This window comes from Nonomuraea sp. NPDC049269, from assembly GCF_043197155.1.
Classification (GTDB): Bacteria; Actinomycetota; Actinomycetes; order Streptosporangiales; family Streptosporangiaceae; genus Nonomuraea.
Genome location: NZ_JBICSO010000008.1, coordinates 735,007 through 752,380 on the forward strand (window position 1 = coordinate 735,007; position 17,374 = coordinate 752,380).

Annotated in this window: 19 protein-coding genes; 3 read left to right on the forward strand and 16 right to left on the reverse strand. The window is 63.9% G+C overall.

The features are described 5' to 3' along the window. Positions 1–10 precede the first annotated feature (10 nt). The 10 genes from ACGFNP_RS42935 to ACGFNP_RS42980 all read right to left on the reverse strand — a co-directional run bounded on the left by ACGFNP_RS42935 (position 11) and on the right by ACGFNP_RS42980 (position 6,631). Positions 11–937, reverse strand: a complete 927-nt coding sequence (locus ACGFNP_RS42935) for a bifunctional DNA primase/polymerase (RefSeq protein ID WP_393328635.1) — start codon at positions 935–937, stop codon at positions 11–13. Continuing rightward, positions 924–1,130 (reverse strand): hypothetical protein, encoded by a 207-nt coding sequence (locus ACGFNP_RS42940; protein WP_393328637.1) that lies wholly within the window; start codon positions 1,128–1,130, stop codon positions 924–926. The genes ACGFNP_RS42935 and ACGFNP_RS42940 overlap by 14 nt, the downstream gene beginning before the upstream one ends. Before the next feature lie 98 nt (positions 1,131–1,228). Beyond that, positions 1,229–1,675 (reverse strand): single-stranded DNA-binding protein, encoded by a 447-nt coding sequence (locus ACGFNP_RS42945; protein ID WP_393328639.1) that lies wholly within the window; start codon positions 1,673–1,675, stop codon positions 1,229–1,231. Between the two features lie 26 nt (positions 1,676–1,701). Beyond that, positions 1,702–1,920, reverse strand: coding sequence for a hypothetical protein (locus ACGFNP_RS42950; RefSeq protein WP_393328640.1), 219 nt, complete (start codon positions 1,918–1,920; stop codon positions 1,702–1,704). Between the two features lie 139 nt (positions 1,921–2,059). Then, on the reverse strand, positions 2,060–4,324 hold the full coding sequence (locus ACGFNP_RS42955) for a cell division protein FtsK (RefSeq protein ID WP_393328642.1): 2,265 nt from the start codon (positions 4,322–4,324) through the stop codon (positions 2,060–2,062). Further along, positions 4,321–4,725 carry a hypothetical protein gene (locus tag ACGFNP_RS42960; protein ID WP_393328644.1) on the reverse strand — a complete coding sequence of 135 codons (405 nt, stop codon included), beginning with the start codon at positions 4,723–4,725 and terminating at the stop codon, positions 4,321–4,323. The genes ACGFNP_RS42955 and ACGFNP_RS42960 overlap by 4 nt, the downstream gene beginning before the upstream one ends. Then, positions 4,725–5,732, reverse strand: a complete 1,008-nt coding sequence (locus tag ACGFNP_RS42965) for a DUF2637 domain-containing protein (protein ID WP_393328646.1) — start codon at positions 5,730–5,732, stop codon at positions 4,725–4,727. The genes ACGFNP_RS42960 and ACGFNP_RS42965 overlap by 1 nt, the downstream gene beginning before the upstream one ends. After that, on the reverse strand, positions 5,729–6,112 hold the full coding sequence (locus ACGFNP_RS42970; RefSeq protein ID WP_393328647.1) for an RRQRL motif-containing zinc-binding protein: 384 nt from the start codon (positions 6,110–6,112) through the stop codon (positions 5,729–5,731). The genes ACGFNP_RS42965 and ACGFNP_RS42970 overlap by 4 nt, the downstream gene beginning before the upstream one ends. Further along, positions 6,112–6,441 (reverse strand): WhiB family transcriptional regulator, encoded by a 330-nt coding sequence (locus ACGFNP_RS42975; RefSeq protein ID WP_393328649.1) that lies wholly within the window; start codon positions 6,439–6,441, stop codon positions 6,112–6,114. Before ACGFNP_RS42975 ends, ACGFNP_RS42970 begins: the two co-directional genes overlap by 1 nt. 22 nt (positions 6,442–6,463) lie before the next feature. Further along, a complete protein-coding gene (locus ACGFNP_RS42980) occupies positions 6,464–6,631 on the reverse strand; it encodes a hypothetical protein (RefSeq protein WP_225302636.1) in 168 nt (55 codons plus the stop codon). A 449-nt stretch (positions 6,632–7,080) separates the two neighbouring features. Here ACGFNP_RS42980 and ACGFNP_RS42985 point away from each other — a divergent pair, with 449 nt between their 5' ends. Continuing rightward, complete coding sequence (locus tag ACGFNP_RS42985; RefSeq protein WP_393328651.1) at positions 7,081–8,328, forward strand: hypothetical protein; 1,248 nt, start codon at positions 7,081–7,083, stop codon at positions 8,326–8,328. Between the two features lie 1,003 nt (positions 8,329–9,331). On the opposite strand, the gene ACGFNP_RS42990 is transcribed toward ACGFNP_RS42985, so the two are convergent. Then, the gene (locus ACGFNP_RS42990; protein WP_393328653.1) at positions 9,332–9,787 is read right to left on the reverse strand and encodes a hypothetical protein; all 456 of its coding nucleotides are present in this window, start codon (positions 9,785–9,787) and stop codon (positions 9,332–9,334) included. A gap of 216 nt (positions 9,788–10,003) precedes the next feature. Continuing rightward, entirely contained in the window at positions 10,004–10,933 is a 930-nt protein-coding gene (locus ACGFNP_RS42995; RefSeq protein ID WP_393328655.1) for a hypothetical protein, read from the reverse strand. A gap of 263 nt (positions 10,934–11,196) precedes the next feature. On the opposite strand from ACGFNP_RS42995, the gene ACGFNP_RS43000 reads away from it, so the two are divergent. Beyond that, positions 11,197–11,589, forward strand: a complete 393-nt coding sequence (locus ACGFNP_RS43000; RefSeq protein WP_393328723.1) for a GNAT family N-acetyltransferase — start codon at positions 11,197–11,199, stop codon at positions 11,587–11,589. Here the strand turns inward: ACGFNP_RS43000 and ACGFNP_RS43005 are convergent. The 3 genes from ACGFNP_RS43005 to ACGFNP_RS43015 all read right to left on the reverse strand — a co-directional run bounded on the left by ACGFNP_RS43005 (position 11,586) and on the right by ACGFNP_RS43015 (position 13,988). Then, a complete protein-coding gene (locus ACGFNP_RS43005; protein ID WP_393328657.1) occupies positions 11,586–12,494 on the reverse strand; it encodes a phosphotransferase in 909 nt (302 codons plus the stop codon). The genes ACGFNP_RS43000 and ACGFNP_RS43005 overlap by 4 nt on opposite strands. Next, positions 12,494–13,183, reverse strand: coding sequence for a GntR family transcriptional regulator (locus tag ACGFNP_RS43010; RefSeq protein WP_393328659.1), 690 nt, complete (start codon positions 13,181–13,183; stop codon positions 12,494–12,496). The genes ACGFNP_RS43005 and ACGFNP_RS43010 overlap by 1 nt, the downstream gene beginning before the upstream one ends. A gap of 535 nt (positions 13,184–13,718) precedes the next feature. After that, positions 13,719–13,988 carry a hypothetical protein gene (locus tag ACGFNP_RS43015; protein ID WP_393328661.1) on the reverse strand — a complete coding sequence of 90 codons (270 nt, stop codon included), beginning with the start codon at positions 13,986–13,988 and terminating at the stop codon, positions 13,719–13,721. Positions 13,989–14,126: 138 nt separating this feature from the next. On the opposite strand from ACGFNP_RS43015, the gene ACGFNP_RS43020 reads away from it, so the two are divergent. After that, positions 14,127–14,573: a GntR family transcriptional regulator gene (locus ACGFNP_RS43020; protein ID WP_393328663.1), complete on the forward strand. Its 447-nt coding sequence runs from the start codon at positions 14,127–14,129 to the stop codon at positions 14,571–14,573. A 163-nt stretch (positions 14,574–14,736) separates the two neighbouring features. Here ACGFNP_RS43020 and ACGFNP_RS43025 read toward each other — a convergent pair whose 3' ends face one another. Next, entirely contained in the window at positions 14,737–16,518 is a 1,782-nt protein-coding gene (locus ACGFNP_RS43025) for a hypothetical protein (RefSeq protein ID WP_393328665.1), read from the reverse strand. Between the last annotated feature and the right edge of the window lie 856 nt (positions 16,519–17,374).

Below are 17,374 nucleotides of genomic sequence, written 5' to 3' on the forward strand. Positions count from 1 at the left end.
TGCGTGGTGTTCATGCGGCCCTGCAACGGCGTGGCTGGGCTTTCATGCCTGCGGACAAGCCCGAGGCGATGACGGCGGCAATTTCGCGGGGCGGGTTCGGGTCGCCTTCGGCGTTCGCGGTCTCGGCGGCTGCCTGGAGGGCGGTGATGACCACTTCGGCGGGCAGCACACCGCGCGTGACGAGTTGGCCAAGGTTGAAGGCGGCAGTGTTGAGCGTGCGGTTGCGGGTGCCGCGTTGGGCCGTGGCCACGCGTTCGATCTCGCTGCGTAGCGCGGCGTCGCCGTACCGATTCAGGCGGTGGCTGGGCAGGCTGGCCAGCAGATCAGCAGCGCTGAGCGAGGGCGGCGCGGCGGGTGCGAGCGCCTTGGCGAGCCAAGCCGGGAGCGGCGCGGGCGGTAGGTCGTGAATGATCTCGTAAGGGCCGGTGCCGTCCGGCTGAGTGACGTGGCTCCCAGGGCCGACGACGTAGCCACCGCAGGCCCGAGTGTCGATCAGCCAGCCGAGCCCGCCCTTGTGACCTGCGCTGTTGCTCAGCCGTAGACCCTCAGGCGGGGTGAAGTAGAGATGCGTGCCACCGCGCCGAGTGCGGACGGCAAAGGTGTCGTCGGGGTATGGCTGGTCGTGCTCAGCGCACAGCAGGCGGAAGACGTGCTCTCCGTTCTGCGGGTGATGCTGGGCGAGGCCGGCGGGCGGGCGGTCGCCGGGCTTGGGCTGGTCGAGGTCGATCACGACCAGCCGGGACGGGCCGCAGGCGATGCCAATGTTGTACGGCTGGTGCGGCCAGAAGGCGGCGATCCGGTCGGTGTCGGTGGTGGCGTGGCGCTCCCAGCCGGTGAAGCCGCGCAACGGCTTCTTGCCGCGCGGGGTGAGCGGGAAGACGCACCAGCCACGGGCGGCGGCCTGCAGGGCGGCACGGGTCAGGTCAGGCCACCCCATTGGACGCCTCCTCGACCCCAAGAAGCCGGAGGCGGTAGCCCTCGGCAGGGACGTGCATGAGTGCGTCCAATGGGGTGGCGGCGTGCTCGTCGAGCGTGAGCCGACCCCGGCCGAAGTGGTTGAGGTCCTCCAGGTGTGGGCGCGGTGCGATCGTCCGGGTGTAGCGGTGGGAACGGGTGCTGGTCGATGCCATGCTGGCAGTGCCTTTCCTCGTGATCGGGGTGGGTGGCCTCGGCGGTTGTGCTTGGCGGCTGGTCGCCGAGGCTGTATCCCGGTGATGCGTGAGCGTGGCTAGAACGGTGGCTTGTCTCCTGTCAGGGCGGTGTTGGCCCACGTATCGGGTGCGTTGCTGTTGTGGCTGGTAGGGGCCTTGCGGGCCGCTCTGGCGGGCTTGGCGGTGGCGAAGCGCAGGGACGGGCCGATCTCGTCCACGGTCATTTCGAAGGCGGTGCGGTGTTCGCCCTCGTGGGCCTCGTAGGTGCGCATCCGGAGCTGGCCAGAGGCGATGACGCGGGTGCCTCGGGTGAGCGACTCGCAGACATGCTCGCCGAGGTCGCGCCAGGCCGAGCAGCGCATGAACAGGGCCTCGCCGTCTTCCCACTGCTCAAGCTGCTTGTTGTAGGTACGCGGACTTGAGGCGATGGTGAAGGTGGCGATGGCCGTACCGGTCTGGGTGAAGCGCAGTTCGGGGTCGTTGGTTAGGTTGCCGATGATCGTGATGGTGGTCTCGCCGGACATGGCGGCTTTCCTTCCTTGGGACCGGGTCAGTGAGTGCCGTCGCGGTACAGGCGGCGGAGGTAGACGTAGAGCTGCCAGCCGAGGCGGGGTCGCATGCCGGTGCCGTTGCAGGCGCGGCAGTTGCGGTTCTTGCCGCCGGGGCGGCATCGGATGCAGCGGCCCCAGGGCCACGCCAGGCAGATGATGATGTAACTGAGAGTGATCGACGGTAGGCAGACTGCTAGAAGTGTGATGGCAGTGGCCATGTGGGCCTCCAGGGCCGTTTTCAGGGTTCTCGCAGGTCAGGGTCTAGGTGCTAGAGCACAGTTCGAGTGCCGTTTTGGGCTCTAGGCGGGCCTCTAGACCTAGAGGGGTCTGCCTCTAGGTCTAGAGGCGATCGAGGCCTTAGGAAGCGGCGCTGGACCTTCTACCGCGATCACGGTGTGTGATGGCGGTGGTGATGTCGTCTCGGGCTACGCCGATGCGGTTCGCGCCCTTGCCGCCGCTCTCGGACGTGCCCCACACCTGCATGGTCTTGATGGCGTGGGGCTTGAGCGCGGTCGTGAGCTGGGCCGTCTTGGCACCGCCCTCCAGGCGCGCCCACGGGCCGTAGATGTCGGGCCGCAGCTCGGCGAGGCGATCCACGATCGCCTCGTTCCACACCTTGGCCTCGGACGGCGGGACCACGGCCAGGATGTCGGCGAGCAGGTCGAAGGTGGGCGCGTGCTGTTCGGGCGTCTCGCCGAGGGCATGCCCGCTCAGTGCTCCCGTGCTGGCCCGTAGCGCGCGGGCGCGGTCGGCGATGCGTTGCGTGGCGGGCGTGTCCAGGTAGGCGGTGCGCACGACCTTGGGCATCGGGGTTGCGCCGAGTAGGTAGCCGATACCGGCGTCCATCTTGGGTTGGAAGACGGTGGCGCGGATGCCGTTCTTGTACGCGGAGGTGCCGAGGATCATGTCGTTTTCGAGCTGGCCGGCGACTCGCAGGCAGAACCGGATGGTGACGTTCGCGCTGATGCCGGTGGGCAGGCTGTCCTTGTCCGGGCGCTGGGTGGCCAGCACCAGGATCACGCCGAGAGCGCGGCCTAGCTTGATGATGAACTCGGCGTCCTCGCCCGCCTTGTCGCCGTACTCGGCGTGGGCGAACAGGTTCTGGCATTCGTCGAAGATGGCGACCAGCGGATGCAGTCCCAGTGAGCGTTTGTCGGCGATCTGCCGGGTGACCTTCTTGTCCGGGCACAGGTCCGCAGGCAGGGCCTTGAGAGCGGCGGCGCGGCGCATCACCTCCTTGCGGAGCAGCGTCAGAGAGTCGGCGGCGTAGCCGATGGCCTCGTCCTCGATGCCGGAGACGTAACGGTGGCAGTTCTGTTCGTGCGGGTCGAGGTCACCGGTGCCTTTGAGTTCGTGGATCCACAGTTCGGCGCTCGGGTCGAGGGCCGCGCCGGAGGCCAGCACTCGAACTGAGGCGGTCTTGCCCTGGCCGGGCTGTGAGCCGATCAGGATGTTCTGCTCAACGACTGGTATGACGATGGCGCGGCCTCGCGGGTCGCAGCCGAACGGGATGCCCTTGAAGACGTCGTGAGAGCTGGCCTTGAGCAGCGGAGACTTGACGACGGTCTTGGACAGGTCCTTGTCTCCCACCCAAAGGATCAGCCGTCCCTCGTGGATGGTCGAGTCGCCCTCGGGCCAGATGCAGCCCAGCGGGCGGCGTAGCGCCGAGGCCATGCGGTCGCGCTTGTCCATTACGTCGGCCACGGTCACGCCGTACGGCAGGTCAATGTCCGCTCGCCAGCCGGGGCCGTCGCGGGTGATCGGGGCGACGAACCGGATGGCGTCCTTGGGGTTCTTGGCGATGGCCTGGTTAATGCCGGCTATACCGAGCACGGTCAGAGAGCGGATGACAATGTCGCTGGTGAGCTTCTCCACCGTGGATGACACGACTGCGCGGTTGATCAGCGGGCGGTCAGCGGGTTTGCCGAGGATGCCGAGTGTGGCGATGGCGGCTGCGAGCGCCATCCACTGCACGGGGTTCGTCTGATCGGTCACGATGAGGCCTGCGATCAGCAGCGTGACGAGGGCGGCGATGGAGATCAGGGTGCGTAGGCGTACGCGGGAGTCACGTTGCCTGCTGAGCTTCAGGTACGCCTCGGGGTCGGCCTTCTGGACGGCGGCCAGTCGTACCGGCTCGCCCTCCAGGTCGAAGGTCCATTTGATGACGCCGCCCACCAGTCGCAGGAACCCTCGCGGGGCACGTGCGGTCAAGCGTCCGCCGTAGAGCGGTACGCGGCAGACCTGGTAGCCGGCCACGTGCAGGTAGTGGAGGCCGATCCACTTGACGGTCTCGACGGCCTCCGTCCGGGAGCGCAACCACAGCGGGACGATCGGCTGTCGGCTGCGGGCCTTGGCCTCCAGCGCGGTCCGCCAGTCCGCTGCGGTCGGACCGGACTGGTCGACGCGGACGACCGCGCCTTCCAGGACCGGTCCGTCCGCCTTCGCGGGGCTGCCCTCGGCGTTCGGCTCGGACCGGTCGGCGGGCTTCTGCGGCTGGCGTTCGGCGCGGGCGGCGTCCAGGTGGACGATGTCGGCGTCCTTGCCGTTCTCGTGGTCCGGGGCGGCGGACCGGTCCGGGTCCTTGTTGTCCTCGTGGTTGGGGTTGTCCTGCTGGTGGGTCATGATGTGTGCACCTCGTTTGACTTGCTGGTCGCGGGGTCCTGGGGCGCGGTCGTTGTCTTGGCGGATGAGGCCGCGCCCCATGTGGCGGTCAGGGACGATGGGCGGTCGGACCGCTGCTCGTCCGGTCGGTCTGCGGGCTTGTTGGTGGCGGTCGGGGTGTGCGGTCCGTCTGCTTCGGTGATGCCGAGTTCGGCGCGCCAACTGGCGGCGAGCAGCTCGGTACGGTCCTCCGGGAACTGGCGCTGGGTCAGTAGTTCGGCCAGCAGCATGGCGGTGATGGCTTGGTTGCGGTCGAAGGTTCGTCCGGGGTAGCCGGTGACGCTCCAGCGGCGGCCGCTAAGTTCGGCCACGTTCGGGCAGCCGTCCGAGGTCATGTGTGTGTCGGTGATGCTCAGGGTCATCAGGCGGCCTCGTCTTCGCGTACAGGCGGCGTCTGGTCCGCGGGGCCCTCCGTCTTCAGGCGCGAGAGGAGCGCTCCGGCACGGTCGGTCGAGATGCTTTGTCCTTGGCGGCGGATGGCGTCTCGGAGGCGGTCACGGGTCAGGGGTTCGCCTTGTGCCTTGAGGTCAGCGGCTACGCGGCGTCCGAGAGGGACAAGATCGCCCACGTTCGGTGTCGGCGGCGGGGTCTTCTTGGCACGGGTGCGGTTGGGGACGGGGCGCTTTCGCGGCGCGGGTGGCAAGGCCGGGGGGACGTTCTTCTGATCGATACGTACGGCTTCCGCTTTCATCGGGATGTTCTTGGGTGTGAGTTCGCCGAGGTAGTACAGGGCTCGCTCGCGGCGGGTGGCCTTCCAGCGCCAGAGCAGGCCGTACCGGTCCTGTAGCTCTGTCTTGGCGAGGATGCGTTCGCGCTCGCGTCCGAGGGCCTCGGGGTAGCTGCAGATCTCCCAGAGCACCATGCGGCGCCAGAGTGCGATGGTCGCCATCGGCGCGAGCAGCCAGCGTGAGCGGCGGATCCCGTCCATGTGATCGGGCTTGGCCAGGTCGGCGCGCTTACGGATGACGTGGGCACCGACCTCAATGGCGATGACCCACAACAGGGGGAGTAGTGCGTGGGCGACGACCGCGAACCAGTCGGTACGACCGGGGACGTTGAGGTATGCGGCCACGTTGAGGTAGACCGTCGCGCCGGTCAGTGCCCATGGGATGAACCGGAGCCAGCTCACCCGCATGCCGAGGCGGGCCAGCACGATATCGAGTGCCGAGAACACGGCGATGCCCAGGTCAATGCCGAGCGGGACCGTCCAGGCGAACCAGCCGAACGAAGGGCCGGCGACGTGTGCGACGCGTTCGAAGCTGTTGATGAACCCGAGTAGGCCGAGCGCGCCGGTGACGACGGCGGTGACGGCTACGGCTGTCCGCTCGCCCTCGGTGAGGGGGCGGGGTGCGGTGTGGCAGACGTTCATGCGGCTACCTCCTCCGCGCAGTCGAGGCAGGTGCCGAGGTGGCGCGGCAGCACGTACCCGACATCCGTCAGGCACTCCGGGCAGGTACGGCGGGCGGCGTTCGCCTTCGACAGGGCGATGCGCTGGCGTAGGGTTGCGGTGCGCTTGGGCAGGGCGAACCGGACGTCGTACAGGTAGGCGGCGCGGACGCCGGGCGCACCGTAGCGGCGGGAGCACCAAAGCACTTGGGCCTGGACTCCCTGGCCGCCAGGGCGCAGCCCCTCGGCGGTGAGCTGGCGAAGGGTGAGCAGGTGAGGCGGGGCCATCTTCCACGGGTAGGTGGGGATGCTGTACCGGTCGCCGGTCGGGTCCCAGAAGCGGGCGCGGATGCGGCTTGTCATCAGGCCACCTCCAGGTCTTCCAGCTCGGCGGCGTGCTCGGCTACCTCTGCAGGCGTCCGACCCGCCCAGATGCCCGAGGTCGGGCGCGTCTCCAGCGCGTAGAGCTCGCAGAACAGCAGGGCCGGGCAGATGGCGCAGACCTCGCGAGCGACGGCCTCGCGGGCGGCGCGTTCCTCGGTGGTCTCGATCGTGAGTCGAGGGCCGGTGTGCAGTTCGGGGTCGTAGGTGCATTCGGGAAGCGGCGTTTCGCCGTCCACGCGCCAGGTTGCTTCGACTTCGGCGAGCGACATGCGCGCCGGGTGGATCGGGCGGTTGGTGTTGTGTGCCACTGGTGGGTCTCTCTTCCTGCGGTTAGTTGCTGACGGTCTGGACGAACCGTGCGAACGACTCGGAAGCGCTCATGACCAGGTGTGCCGCCGCCTTGACGATGGTCGCCGCGCCCTCGGGGTCCTTCAGGGCGTAGAGGGCGGCGCAGATCGTGAGGACGGTGGGGAGCACCTTTCGCGGACGGACAAGCATGTTGAGCCCTCTCGGTTCAAGAACCATGCGAGCAGGTTCTAAGAGACATAGAACATGTACAGTCACGGAGAGTCAAGTCCTAGGCACCGACTGTCTTGGGTTCCTGCGGGTCTCGCCTCGCTCGTTCCTGCTGACTCAAGCCTTCCTCGCGGCGCGCTTCGGCAACACCGTGATCGCCCCCGGGACTGAATGCACAGGGGGTGCTTTACGGGGGTGATCTGGCCCCCGACCTGGAGAAACGCGCAACGCAGATTTATGGAATTCGCGCCGCGGAAGCCCCGTCCACGCCATGATTGCGAAGGCTCGGATATGCGGAGGTGAAAGTGTCCCGAATGCCCAATGTGGCGCTGGCACAGGCTATGCGGCGCGCAGATTGCTCAAATTCGGGACTTGCCTCACGAGTACGACAAATTGCCGACGAAGACGGCATAAGCGTGAGTTGTACACATGTGGACGTCAAGCGCTGGCTTGATGGTGTGCAGCCACGGCCGGCCACTGCACGGTTCATCGCCGAGGCCCTCAGCCGGAAGGCTGGCGTGACGTTCTCGTTGGACGATGTCGGCTTGGCCGGCGTCGTCACCCCGGAGACGCTTGAGGCCACACTCGCCCATGGTGGTGGCATCTCTGAGGTCGGAAGTCTGCTGCTCGGCCTTACTCGACGAGACCTAGCTGACGATCCTGTTGCCCTGCAATCCGTCGTCGTACCGGACGCTTGGGGAGAGTCCCTTATCGCGTGGTTGTTGTCGCGTCCTGAGCCTCTCCAGGGAAGAGAGAATGCTCGGCTATCTGTCGGCGAGTGGGACGTGCACGCAATCCGTGCGACCACCGATATTTTCGCCAACATGGGTTTCCAGTTCGGCGGAGGGCACGCCCGAACTGCTCTTATCCAGTATTACAACCGCGAAGTCGTACCAATGCTCGATGGCAAGTTCAGCGAGTCCGTAGGACGCTCGCTGTACGAGGCGGCTGCGGAGATCACCGAACTGGTTGCCTGGACGGCATATGACCTCGGACGGCATGGCCTTGCGCAGCGGTACTTCCTCCAGGGGTTGCGCCTCGCACAGGCTTCGGGCGACCGCATGATGGGCGGCCTGCTGCTCGCCGACATGAGCCATCAAGCGAACTACCTCGGCCGGTACAACCAGGCCATCCAGCTCGCCCGCGCCGCTCAGGAAGGCTGCAAGGACGTAGCCACCGCCACACCCATGGCGTTGTTCTACGCGATGGAAGCGCGAGCGCACGCAGGCAATGGCGACGAGGCTCAGTGCGCCCGCGCCCTGCTCCAGGCAGAGAAGTTCTTCAGCAAGCGCAGCGTGGACGACGACCCGCCGTGGTCTCGATACTTCGACGCGGCGGAACTGGCCAGCGAGGGAGCGCACTGTTACCGCGACCTCAGGATCCCGTCACAGGCCATGGAGTTCGTAGGCCAGGCCGTCGATCTCTGCGACCCGATGTACGTGCGGACGCTCGCTTTCGACCGCCTGGTGCAGGCGGCGAGCTACGGCCACATGGGACAGCCGACGAGGGCCGCCATGGTCGCGCTTGAAGCCATCAATCTGGCCGGGCCACTCAAGTCCGAGCGCTACCTGCGATACATCCGAGACCTCAGAACCGATCTCGTGGGCTACGAGTGCGAAGCTTCGGTTCAGGCGTTCAACACCCTGGTTGCCGAGAAGTACCCGTCACTCGGCGCTTAATTGAGGCTGTGTCCGACCGATCACTTCTGTCGGTTCGACGGACCGGTCACTCGTGACGAGTTGCGTCTGCGACCTTGACGCTCGTGGTCGCCGTCGGGCGATCATGGTGCATGACTCGCGCTCTGTCGACGCCGCCCGTCATTCCCTCCGGCTCCTTCGCCGGCTCCGTACAATCATTTCATTGTAGATCCCGCCAAGTGGGACTTCCACGCCATGTATGCTTATCGGCTCGCAGGCGAAGACTCTCTTGCGTCATGCATGCGAATGAAGTACTGGCAAGCTCAGTAGCACCAGACGGAACCATCCGCGCTCCAATGCGTATGGCTGAAGCCAAACTCACTCTAGGTGTAGCGGCTGCGCGAGACGGGAACCTCGAAGAAGCAATCTCGCTGGGGCGGGAAGCAACGGAGTCCGGCAGGAAATCCATTCCTTCTCTTCTCATGGTCGCCGGGGAACTAGACGCTGTACTTGAGCAGCGCTTCCCGGACGAACCTGAGACCGAAGAGTTTCGCGAACTGCTGCGATCCCTCCGCTGAGCTCGCCGCTCCGGCTGTCGCATCCGGCGATCCATTCCCTGTGAGAACTTTCTTCTCATACTCAAGGCGGCCCGCAAGCAGGCCGCACGCGCCGCGTCACGGCACGCCGCCGCCTCCCACTGGCGCTCCCGGCGGACGGCTAAGAGCACCGCCGGACGGCTGGCGCGGACGAGTCGACGGGCCGCCAGGCCCGACATTACAGACCTGATCACAGGGGGGCGCACTTCTCGGGTCACGGGAGCGAGCTGCCAGCGCACGCGTGCGCGGCACGAGGGCGACCCTTACTGCATGCCTCCGGCGGGGGCGCTCAGGACTCCGGGATGGCACGGACGCGCGTTCCCGTACGTGAGTGGCTGGGCTGGAAGCCTGCCTTCCCGTCTACCCGTCGCTCCACCTCGACCCCGCCGGCCCCTGGCCCGCTTCCCCTGCGGGTGGGACGACGGGCAGACGGGAAGGCAGGAAAACTTTCACTCGCCGGTATGCGCTTGCTGACTCAAATAATCCCCAGAAATCACGCACAAACACGAGGGGCATTTAACTTTCGACCTTATTCTTGTCGCAAAGATTAAACCACAATTCGAGCAAATTATCCTAACGTATCCGCTAGCTGTGCGAATCCTGCCAAGCTGCTCTGCTTCTTTAGTGAGAGTGCTAATAATATCACGGCGCGCTTCTTCGCTGACGTTCGGATCTGCGGCATGTTCAACGAGCTTTTCTACTTGCTCTTCTTGTGCGGCTTCAATTTCGCCCAAGTCGACCTGTCCGCCCGGAAAGCTAAACGACTTCACGCGATCAATCAAACGTCCAAACGCCATACGATGATGTTTCATAATAAGCCGCACCGCCACAACAACCGCTATGGGCCACGCCAGCGCACCCGCAAGGCTTGCAATCGCTTCAATCAGTTTTGTCCACTCCGTCATCTACTCATCTTCGTGCCTCGATCGACCCGAGAAGATAACAGACGCCAGATCGTGATGTTAAGGAAGGCTGGTCTCCAGCGATAGGTGCCCACCCCACACCTCCATGCACGCCCAGCAGGTCTCTGATCAGAGCAAACACCACGGCAGGCCCTTGTCGCCGTTGCTTCACATCGAAACAGTCGACGCTCTCATTCGCCGCATAAGTCCCTCAGCCGTTCATTCACCACCAAGTTTGCGCAGGAACCGGTCCAGGAAGGCTTCCAACTCCTTGGGGTTGTCGATGTCTTCGGGCCCGATGCGACTGATGAGAGCAACTCCCGCGTTCTCCAGCAGGTAGTCCTTGGACTTGTCGAAGGCCCACCGCTTGATGTGGTGGGGGCCGTCGATCTCAATGACTCCGGCCCGACCCTTGAGAGTGACTAGGACATCAGGCTCGAAGGTGTGCCCAGGAATGTGCATGCCGGGCAGGGGGAAGATCCCGATCGTCTCCAGTTGATCGTACTTCTGCTGACGCTGCTTCAGAGCCCTGTACAGCTTCAACTCCCCGATGTTGGTGAAGATCAAGTTATCCTCAGACGGCAAGGAGGGTGCGCCAGATCCAAGAGCCTGCTGCTTGACCCGAGGAATCCTGGCCTGGTTCCCCCCTTGAGCCTGGAGGAACTCGGCGAAGCGCAGATGCCAGTCAAGCGACACATCCTCCGGCTCGTTGAGCTTCCTAATCATGGCGTTGTTGAAGGCGAAGTAATCCGCGTGATGATGCCGATTGGGCCACAGCCTGCCCGCTGCGTTGGTAAGCACTTGACTAACCAAGTAGTCATGCTCGCTCACCAGGACGTGCTCTGACTGGCGAAACCACAACTCCCACGTGATGCGCTCGCCGCCACCCCAAGCGTCCTTGTCGCGACTTAGTGCCACCTTGGCTACCTGGCTCAACGCCACTGCAACCTGCCGCACATCGTCCTCATGCCCCCTGTAGTCCTCGATGTCGTGATCCCCCCTCCAGCACAGGCGAACTGCTAGGCCGATGACTCGGTGCACGCTGTCGGCAATGTCGGGAGCGGCCTCATCGCCGATGTCGTAACCAAACTCGGTTGCCCAGATGACGGCATACCCTCGATCACCGGAGGCGGGGGGATTCAGAGACATGCCTCGATTGTGCACGACGCTACCGACACCCTGAAGGCGTAACTGCCGGCAGCAGCGACGGCGTCCAACCGCGTTGACCGGATCGCCCACGATGCCCGTCTCCAGCGAACTGACGTTCGGGAATACGGTCGAATTTCGGCGTGATTGGCTAGGAGCTTCAAGGGGATCCACCCCGGGAGCCACAGGCAATGAACAAACACGAACGAAACTGAACCCTTTCGACCGGTCCTGCCTCGCGCGCGAACCAGCATGAACTGATCAACATCGCAAGATCCTGGTTCGACACCTATCACCAGGACAGAGAACGAGAGAAGGGTGGCCACTGGGCGATCACCCGCGACGGCAGCGAGGTGCTTGGCCGGATCGCACTCTGCGGCCTGGACTTCGACGACGGCATAGCAGGAGTCGCATACTGGGTGCTTCCAGCAGCTCGCGGCACCGGCGTGGCCTCCCGCGCCCTCACGGCGCTCACCACCTGGGCCCTGGACGAGATTGGCTTCCACCGCCTGGAGTTGGACCACTCGACGCGCAACACGGCCTCCTGCAGAGTTGCCACGAAGTGCGGCTACCCCCTGGAAGGCACCAAGCGGAGCGCCGCCGTGCATGACGACGGCCGACACGACATGCACCTGCACGCCTGCATCCGAGGCGTTTAGAAGGCTCGCCACCGCCGCGGCGCATCCGGGTTTTGCAGGCAGAAGAGACGGTTGCGGAACTCGCGAGCGATGGCCTCGTCTTCGCTGACGTTCTGCATCAGCCAGGTCGTCATCTTCAACTCGTTGATGTCCCTGAGCACGGGATAGCCCTCCCACGTCAGGACATCGAATCCGTACCGCTCAGCGAACTGATCGTATTCAGCACGGGTGCCCCATCCCAGGCTGTGTTCGATGGCTGTGACGGCAAGATCGGTCTCGGGAGGGCCGAACGCGAAACGCTCAAGGTCGATCAGCACCATGGTGCCGTCGGTGGCCTTGATGAGGTTGTCGGAGTGAGCGTCACCGTGGACAGCACAGGCAGCGAGGGGAAAGCTCAGGGCTTCGTACGCTGCCCGCAACTCCTGCTCCTTCCTCGACAGGAACTGGCGTTCCTTATCCGAGAGGACATCTGTTGAGGAGATACGCTCTGCCACGCGCCCAAGGATGTCGAGCTGCGGGAGCGCCAGATTTGCAGGAACGGACATCTGATGGAGAGCGCGCAAGACCTCGGCTAGGTCGATCAAAGCCGCGGGACCCCCACCGTTCTCGATGAAGTCCCAGAAAGTTACGGGTCTGTCTCTGATGATGAGTGGCTGGGCGTGGTGAGTCGTCCGTGCCGCTGGCAGCCCCGCCTCATGGAGCCAGGCCGACACGGCTACCTCCTTGCGGGCATCATCAAGAACGTCCACGCTCCGGGCGATCCGCACAACGACGCGTTCGGCGGCCAGAACGAACAGAGCGTTCTCCCCAAGGCGGATCAACCGCGCGTCGTCGCTCGCAAGGCCGGCGGCCCGACAGGCATCACGAAGGGTCGTATGTGCTTCCTGAGATGTGAAGGGGACTGCGGCTGACTGGAACACGGTCACTAGGAGCCCTTTGGTTGCGTCTTGACCACGCGACCTCTTCCGGCGCGCTTCTCGACTATCCCCTCTGCTTCTAGCAGCGCGAATGCTCGTCTGACAGTGATACGACCAACGCCTCGCTCCTGGGCCAGTGCATTCTCTCCGGGGAGCACGGCACCTATGGCGAACTGGCCGCTAGCTATGTCCTGTCGTAGGGAAGTAGCGACGTCGTCAGCTCGCGTATGCGCATGATCAGGTCCTCCGACGAACCACCCCTTCCCATGGACGGAGGCGATCAGCTGCTCAGAGGCAAGCAACTGGAACGCCTGCCGGACAGTCCCCTTCGAGACGCCATACTCGTTCGCGGTCGCTGCCTCACCCGGTAGCTGTTGGCCGGCCGCGAGTTCGCCGCTCTCGATGCGCTTGCGCATCGCCTCGGCGATTGCTTCGTACTGGGTCGAGGCCGCACGGCGGCCGCCTGACGGCACTTCTCCCACCACGCGACGTCCGCGGCCTGCCTCGCTGGCTACCAGTCCCGTACGCTCCAACTCGGCGACAGCTTGGCGTACGGTTCCTCGTGCCACGCCGTAGGTGCGGGCAAGGATCGCCTCGGAGGGCAGCATGCCGCCGGCAGGTGGATCTCCCTCGCGAATGCGACGATGGATATCCTCGGCTATCCGAACGTAGGTGGGGCTATTCTTCGCCTTGCTCATCGCGCTCCCTCGCCGAGGCACATGGTCTCTAGGGTAGGGCGGACAGGCCAGGACCTGCGGAGTATCGCGGCTCCACGCCTCCTCTAGAGTCTTCCCCTCGTTGGAGCCATGGACGCGATGTGGCGCCAGGTTGGTCAACAAGTCTCAGTCGAGGTCTCTGAGCGCGGAGCATGAGGTCTGCGACGCTCTACGCTCCCCTGGAGCAACGCCTACGGTAGATGTACGCGACCGTTTAGGCCTCGGGTGCCTGGCGAGTTTTGTGTGGCCGCACCACCCGGCCTCGATGGCGACATCGTCCGGGTCTCTACATTTGTGCTCCCTCTCGAATTCGGCGATGAGCATCATCCAGACCTCACGCGCATGCTCGTAGCGTCCCCTGCCAGCCTCCTCGTGGCCCTCCGGATACGCAGCACGGAGAACGAGGAACTGGCCACCCTGGCTCGCCCACTCGAACACTCCACAGCATGATGTCTCAGTGATCCGAATGTGGTCCGTCCGAGGACGCAGATAGGGTTCCCAGCGCAGTACGGGCACGTTAGGAGCCGACACGACCGCTCGGCCCTTCTGCGGCGTACTCCTGCAGGTAGCGAAAGACATTGCGGCGGCACCGCTGCCATGCGCATGCGAAGGCGAGCTCTAGGAGCGTGTCGGCTTCGAGCTGCGGCTTGATGCCATAGGCGATCTCGTCGGCGGCCAGTTTGGGCAGCGGCCTCGCTCGCCAGACGCCGAGCTGGTCGCGCCACACGTAGAAGCGTCTGAATGCGCCGCGCAGGTCGTGAGGCGAGACACCAAGTATGGAAGTCATGCGGGATTGATCTCCCCGTGTTGCGTTGGGCACGGAAGTCAGTCAAAAATCCTCGCCGACTGACGTTTGCCCACGTTAACTCTAGGGCCTCATGGCCACAAGGCTCATGGCAACATAGCCACGTGACACTTGTGTGTTGTGATCGACTACAGCTCTGGGGTGCCGGTGTATCGGCAGGTCGCCAACGCGATCCGCGACGACATCACTGCCGGCCGCTACCGACCAGGAGCGTGGTTGCCCTCAGAGGCCCAGCTGGCGCAGATGTACGAAGTGGGCCGCGACACCGTTCGCGAGGCCTTGGCCTACCTGAGGGCCGAGGGAATGATCACCACGGTACGCAAGCGGGGATCAATGGTGGCTGCTGAGCCAATCCGAGAGCCGTACCCCGTCTCGCCCGGGGCCCGAGTGATCAGCCGCATGCCTACCCCGGATGAGCGGCGCGATCTTGCCACTTCCGCAGAACTGCGCGAGTTCGGCGGGATGCCTGAGGGGGTGCCTGTCTTTGAGGTCATCCCTGGGGCACGAAAGCACCGAAAGGTGCTACGCGGCGATTATGTGGAACTCATCATCGACGGGCCATCGTGAGCCGCGAGGCAACGAAGGGCCTCACCTTCCCCGTGCTCGCTGAAGGCCTCTTGCCGCTTCAGTTCGAGCGGTCTACAGAGTGTAGGACTGCAACTACAACGTTTCCCCTTCGCTGCAGCCACTCAGAAGCTTGCGGCGGGCCTTGCTAGACAGTTGGCAGCGACTAGGATGTTTGGCTCTTGCGGGCTCGTGCACGCTCTACTGCAGGCCCGCCAAAAGTAGATTCGCCGAGTGAAGAGCTGCGACGGCTCCAGATGTGCTCAAGCCACTCGTCTATTTCGCGTTCGGAATCGCTGTCGTAACCCAACGCGACTCGAAAGGCTGCTGCAATAGCGATGGAATGCGTCTCTGCGGCCAACGCGACCTCGCGGGCGAGAAGTTGCGTGACTCCAGCCAACGCCATGCCTCTGCCTGTTTGTACTTCTGCTTCCTCTCCCTCTGGGCGAGGTTGCAAGTCGATGATCAGGTCCCTCGCGCCAAGCCATCGCGAGCCAGTCCGAACATGAGCAAATTCGCCGACCGCTCTGTTTAGGGCGCTGAGCCTACGCAAGCTAGCGGCTTCGAGCCAATCTCTGGGGGTGGTCTTGGGCGATTCTTCTAGGCGCCGGCTAGCGTCTGGCTTTGTGCGCCAAGCACGCATTCGTGCTATCTGCTCAAGTGCGATGCGCAACAGCGCCATCGCTCTGTCATCATCTTCTAGCCAGAGCCAAAAAGCGCTGCGTAGCGCTGTCGCAGCAACTGATGCAGCATCCCCCAGCGGTGTTCCCTTGGACCACGCTGAAATAAGGCTGCACGCCTCCGTGACCGTCGTCATGTAAACCGAACGATCATCGATAGGACCGAAGGAGAATGCTGAACCAAAGCGTTGACGCTCTTCTTCAAAAAAAGCAACCGCTAGCTGCGCTGATTGCGCGCGATGTGAGATAAACATTATATCGAGAAGCTCGTCGTCTCTAAAGAGCCGTCCTATGGGACGCTTTCCTTGCGTCACAGCTTCGTATGCCCTGGAGGTGGAGATAAGCTCAGCTACGAGGTCTTCTTGAAGTCCAGTGCTCGGTAGAAGGGGCCAGAGCGCAGGTTCTGCAGAGGCGTTATGTCCAGCGGGGAAGCGCGGCGGAAGCGATACCACGCTTGCTGCAGATTCGTACTGGCCTCGTTCGGCAAGGAGCGAAGCGACACCGGCCTTTAGACGACTAATGATCAAAGTCAATGCATCGGCGAGAGTTTGCTGCAATATGATAAGTTCTGGTTCTGGACGTTCGTAAGGATCCAGCAGCTCGCAAGACTCCCAATGCGCCACTTCGGTCATATTCCCACGCGCGTGTAGTAGCTCGCTGAGGGTCACATAAATAGCATGTGCGTCAATCGATTGTTCTGCCTCGCTTTCCTGTCCAAGATGGTGCATCATTTGGGCGATGTCCTTGGGAAGTGTTGTCGTGGTACGCAAGTATCGTGGATCGTTCTCTCGCGTCCCCATATCGAGGCATGTAGTGGTGCGGATCTCACTGCTCGGAGCAGGAAGATCCTTGATTGCCGACCCCATGCGTTCCCTGTCCGACACCCTGAGGTTAGCCTCTGCTGCCCATACGCGCCCGATGAAGGCGGCAGTGGATTCGCCGGGGTACTGATCTAGGCTGGCATTGAAAGCTAGGTTTCCGGTCCAGCGCTCCAATTGTGTTCTGGCCAGTAGCGCGGCCCCTACATATTGTCCGGCATAAATGAAGCGCGTGATTGAGATGATGCTACTGACGCCCCATGCAAGGTGATCAGCCCAGGTTTCGCCATATGATATAGGAGGGCGATCCTTGTCTGCCCCAAGCTTCCGTAGCCATATGTCGACTATTGGGAGAGGGGCTACTGTGGAGCGGATTAGCCCATGTCCCACATTGCTCGGTCGTGCGAGCCTTTCCATGCGCAGCGTGGCGCGGGCTATCAGAATCTTCATGATGGCATCCACGCCTCTGGCCGCTGCAGCCTCAAAAGACGCGACCGTCGGTGGAACATAGCGCCCACGCCTATTCGCTAAAGCAGCCCTCCTATGTTGGCTGCGCTTGTCGAGGTTGTTGTCGTTGTTCCGCTGTCCCTTGCGACGACTTGCCCGCCCCATCCTGCACCCTCTGTGAGCGACTCTCGGTCTCCTGGATTTTCTCGTGCGGTGGCACGCTGCGTCCACGAGTTTGATGGCAAGGCAGTCGGAGCTCGTTGGACGCTTAGCGCCGCCTCGTCTCCTGTGCCTTGTCGAAGGGGGAGCAGCGCAGCGCCCTCACCCTGAAGTTTGCGAGGTTCGGTCACGCTGGAGTCTGGTGAGCGGGGCCAGCCAGGAGGGTAGGGGAACTGTCTCTAGCTTTCGTCTGGCGGCGGACCTTGCCCAATGGACGCCCAATTGGGTTCTGAACGGTCGAGGTTGGAGCCATGTCTGCAGCTCAGAGGTGTCGTGTGGTTGGCACACCGGATGGTCTTCTAATCCGACGGTCGCAGGTTCGAATCCTGCAGGGCGCGCTTTGATCATGGCCTGACCTGCGGTTCTGCAGGAAGAGCAGCGGCCCCGCCTCGCCGCGAGGAGGCGGTGAGTGCGACCTTGGACTTGGGCTGCACCAGCGCCACCTCATCCCACGAAGTACATAATGCTCCTACCGCAAGCCCTCGGGCGCTACCAGGCAGTAGCCCACCGGACTGCGGAGCCATGCGCGTGGCTCCGGAAGCCCGAAAAATACGGGCTTGTGGTGGATTACGGCGCTCGGCAAGGATGCTGGGAGGCGGACGGCGATCCCGTCCAATCGCAGGCTAGACAAAGGACGCGG